5 protein-coding genes are annotated in these 4326 nt (G+C 64.5%); all 5 read left to right on the top strand.

Features of this window, described 5'->3' with window-relative positions; translation table 11 throughout:
• Window positions 1-9: 9 nt before the first annotated feature.
• Window positions 10-807 carry a glycine betaine ABC transporter substrate-binding protein gene (locus JOY90_RS25665; RefSeq protein WP_291693908.1) on the top strand — a complete coding sequence of 266 codons (798 nt, stop codon included), beginning with the start codon at window positions 10-12 and terminating at the stop codon, window positions 805-807.
• Window positions 808-877: 70 nt separating this feature from the next.
• Window positions 878-1969: a glycine betaine/L-proline ABC transporter ATP-binding protein gene (locus tag JOY90_RS25660; RefSeq protein WP_291693907.1), complete on the top strand. Its 1092-nt coding sequence runs from the start codon at window positions 878-880 to the stop codon at window positions 1967-1969.
• 32 nt (window positions 1970-2001) lie between these two features.
• On the top strand, window positions 2002-2847 hold the full coding sequence (locus JOY90_RS25655) for a proline/glycine betaine ABC transporter permease (RefSeq protein ID WP_291693906.1): 846 nt from the start codon (window positions 2002-2004) through the stop codon (window positions 2845-2847).
• On the top strand, window positions 2844-3695 hold the full coding sequence (locus tag JOY90_RS25650) for a proline/glycine betaine ABC transporter permease (protein WP_291693905.1): 852 nt from the start codon (window positions 2844-2846) through the stop codon (window positions 3693-3695). Before JOY90_RS25655 ends, JOY90_RS25650 begins: the two co-directional genes overlap by 4 nt.
• Window positions 3696-3712: 17 nt before the next feature.
• A partial coding sequence (locus tag JOY90_RS25645; RefSeq protein ID WP_291693904.1) for an NAD(P)-binding domain-containing protein occupies window positions 3713-4326 on the top strand: 614 nt, incomplete at its 3' end.

Here is a 4326-nt window from a genome sequence, read left to right as displayed (position 1 = left end):
GCGGCGGCCCTGCCGGCCCATGCGGAGGATAAGGCCATCAGCATGGGCACGATGAACTGGGAAGATCTGACGCCCATCTCGGCTATCACGAAGAAGGTGCTTGAGGACGCCGGCTACACGGTGAAGCTGACCAATTTCTCCGAGTGGGGCATCGCCTACGCGGCCCTTACCAAGGGCGATGCGCAGATATTGATTTCCCAAATCGATTTCATCGCGCAGGACTACTGGAACAGGAACAAGAACCGGCTCGAGAAACTCTCCGCTGTTTCGCACGGCCTGCATGACTTCATCGCCGTGCCGAGCTATGTGACCATCGATTCCATTGAACAGTTGAACGGCGTCGCCGACAAGTTCGACAGCAAGATCATCGGCATCGAACCCGGGGCGGGATTGATGCGCGAAACTGCGGACGTGATCTCTAAATACGGGCTGAAGCTCCACTTGGTGGAAGGCAGCACCGCTGCGATGACCGCCGCCCTGCAATCGGCGATCGAGCGGAAGGAGTGGATCGCCGTTACGCTGTGGGAGCCGTCGTGGATGGCGCAGAAGTTCGACCTCAAGCAGCTCAAAGATCCCAAGGACATCTTCCCGCCACCCCAGACCTATTTCTGGGTCGCTCAGAAAGGCTTCGCCGAGTCTCACCCGCACGCTCGCGAGATCATCGCCAGCGTCTTCGTTCCTGTTGCGGACATCACGGCGATCAATGCCGCGGTCAAGGACGGCAAGACCATGGATCAGGCGATCGAGGATTGGATCAAGGCGCATGCCGATCTGATCAAGCGCTGGGAAAACATCAAGAAGGACTGACTTCGAGCCGAAGCGCCCCGCCCGCCCGTATGCGGGCGGGGCCTACACTACGCCGGGAGCGGAAATCCCTATGACGAACACTCTTCCTGACGGAAATAGCCCGCTGATCGACTGCCGTTCGGTTTGGAAGGTGTTCGGCCAGCGCTCGGAGGCTGCGATCAAAGCTATCACCGAACGCGGCCTCGGCAAGAGCGAGGTGCTCAAGGAGTTTAGCTGTGTGGTCGGCGTGGCCGACGTCAGCCTCACCCTGAACAAGGGCGAGATCTTCTGCATCATGGGCCTGTCGGGCAGCGGCAAGTCCACCTTGATCCGCTTGTTCAACCGCCTGATCGAGCCGAGCCTCGGACAGATCTTCGTCTGCGGCAAGGATGTCGCGAAACTGAACGCCCAGGATCTGCGCGCCACGCGAGCCCGCGACATCGGCATGGTGTTCCAGAACGTTGCCCTGCTGCCGAACCGGACGGTGCTGGAGAACGCAGCCTTCGGCCTCGAAGTGCAGAAGGTTGAGAAGGAGCGCCGACTGGAGACGGCCAAGAAGGCGCTGACGACCGTCGGCCTCGCCGATTGGGTCAACCGCTTTCCCAACGAGCTGTCGGGCGGTATGCAGCAGCGCGTCGGCCTCGCCCGCGCGATCGCATCGGATCCCGACATCATCCTGATGGACGAGCCGTTCAGCGCGCTTGATCCGTTGATCCGCCGCCAATTGCAGGACGAGTTCCGGGAGTTGTCGAAGACGCTCGGCAAGTCGGCCATCTTCATCACCCACGACCTCGACGAGGCGATCCGTATCGGCGACCGCATCGCCATCATGAAGGATGGTGCGATCATCCAAGTCGGCACGGCCGAGGACATCATCCTCAACCCCGCCGACGGCTATGTGGCCGATTTCGTCGCGGGCATCTCCCGCCTGCACCTCGTGAAGGCGCATTCCGTCATGCATCCCGTGGCGGCCTTCACCGCCGCGCGTCCCGACCTGGACGTCTCGCGCTTCTCCCGGACCTCCCCGGAGGCCGACGTGGACGAGCTGATCCACATCTTCCTCGACGGCGGCCAGGATGGTGTCGCCGTCCTCGACGACGGCGCGGTGGTTGGCGTCGTCACGCCGCGGAGCCTGTTGCAGGGTGTGAAAGGCAAGGAACCAGGTGAGGCCACCGCCTTCTGACGTGAACAACGGCAAGCCGGGATTGTCGGGACATGGACATACAGGATCTGACCAGCGCAGTGGACGAGGGGATCGATAACGGTCTCGATTGGATCTCGTCGAATGCCGGCGGCTTTTTCGATGCCGTCCGCCTCGTGCTGGAAACCTTCTACAACGGCATCGCCTGGCTGCTCCAGGCGCCGCCCTTCCTGGTCATCGTAGCGGTGATCGCACTGCTGGGCTGGCGGGCCGTGAGCCTCCGTTTCGGGATCGCAGCCGCTGTCGGACTCGTCTTCTGCGCGCTGATCGGGCTCTGGCCGGAAACCATGGCAACCCTTGCCCTGGTGATCGCCGCGAGCGTGCTGGCCCTGCTGTTTGCCATTCCCGTCGGCATCCTGGCCGGGTTCAGCCCGCGTCTGAATGCCGTGTTGACGCCGATCCTCGACATGATCCAGACTCTGCCGCCTTACATCTATCTCCTTCCGGCCATCGCGCTGCTGGGCTTCGGCCCCGCCACCGCCCTGGTGGCAACGGTCGTGGTCGCCATTCCCCCGGCATTGCGGCTGACCGCGCACGGTATCCGGCTGACCCCCCGCAACTTCCTCGAACTCGGTGAGGCCAGCGGCATCACGCCTGGCCAGATGTTCGTTAAGATCCGGCTGCCCTTCGCGATGTCCAGCATCATGACGGGCGTGAACCAATGCCTGATGATGGCCTTCGGCATGGTCGTGATCGCCGGCATCGTGGGCTCGGGCGGCCTGGGTGCGGCCATCTACGACGCGATCCGCACGCTCAACATCGGCAAATCCATCGATGCGGGCATCGCCATCGTGATCTTGACCATGATCCTGGACCGGATCACCGAGGGCGCCGCCAAGGACCGTCGGGAGGCGAAATGACGACCATCCTTCCCTTTACCATCTCGCCGGGCAACTTCGTGGCTCCTGCCGCCAGTTGGCTCAACACGAACTTCCATCCGCTTTTCGCCGCAATCACCTCCGTGGCCGACGCCATCCTGAACGCCGTGCTGGCGGTTCTCACGGCCCTGCCGCCCCTGTGGATGATCGCGGTCGTGGCGGTGCTCGCCTGGTTGGTCGCAAACTGGCGCGTGAGCTTGCTGGCCATCTTCTCGCTCGGATTCTGCTGGGCCATGGGATTGTGGAACGCGGCGATGCAGACCGTCGACCTCGTTATCGTGGCGGTGGTCATCGCCGTCGCCATCGCCTTTCCGATGGGGATCTGGGCTTCGCGCGACAAGCGCGTCGAGCGGACGCTTCGCCCGGTCCTCGACGTCATGCAGACGGTGCCTCCGTGGGTCTACCTCATCCCCGCCGTAATCATCTTCAGTCTCGGCCGGGTCCCGGCCCTGATCGCCACCGTCGTCTACGGTGCCCCGCCCATGCTGCGTCTGACCACCTTGGCGCTGAACCAAGTGCCCAAGCCGTTCCTCGAGCTCGGCGACGCGCTAGGTTCGGCCCGGAGCACGACGTTGTGGAAGATCGAGCTTCCGCTCGCCAAACCGACCCTGCTGGTCGGGCTGAACCAGTGCATCCTCCTATCCCTGGCGATGGTCGTCTTGGCTGGGCTGGTCGGCGCGGGCGGCCTTGGGTCGGAGGTGACCCGCGGGCTCTCGCGCATGGAAATGGGAGTTGGCCTGCGCGCTGGCCTGTCGATCGTGGCCATCGCCCTCCTGCTCGACCGGCTGTCCCGGGCGGCGCTGGACCGCCCCAGGCGCCCAGCTGGGTGATCGCCCGGAGCGCATGCATGGTCATTTCGGCGCGGATCGGGATCATCGGGGGCAATGGCTGGCTCGGCAACGCCATTGCCGCCGCCGCCGTCGCGTCGGGCGTGGTCGATCCGCGTGCCCTGACGCTGTCGGGCCGATCGGATAGCCGTGGCGCCGTCGCGATACCCGGCGCGCACTGGACGAAGGACAATGCGGAGCTGGTGCGCCGGTCGGACGTGGTGGTGCTGTCGGTGCGGCCAGAGCAATTTCCGGCCGTCGCCATCGATGCCGTCGGCAAGCTTGTCGTCTCGGTGATGGCCGCCGTGCCGGCGCACGCGATTGCCGCCCGGACAGGGGCCGATCGGATCGTACGCGCACTTCCAAACGCGGCAGCGAGCGTCGGCAAGTCCTTCACGCCGTTCTTCGCAACCGCTTCCGTCTCATCGGAGGAGAGGCGAGTCGTGCGCGCCCTGTTTGCAAGCTGCGGCGATGCGGACGAAGTTCCGCAGGAGAGTCACATCGATTACTGCGTGGGCCTGACCGGGTCGGGCGCGGCTTTTCCGGCCCTGATGGCCCAGGCGATGATCGAGCATGCGGTGGCGCGAGGATTGCCTTTGGCGTTCGCGCGGCGGGCCGCGCAGGGCGTGCTCGT

The organism is Bradyrhizobium sp. (assembly GCF_019242285.1).
Lineage (GTDB): Bacteria > Pseudomonadota > Alphaproteobacteria > Rhizobiales > Xanthobacteraceae > Bradyrhizobium.
This window is presented reverse-complemented; position numbering and strand designations above follow the sequence as displayed.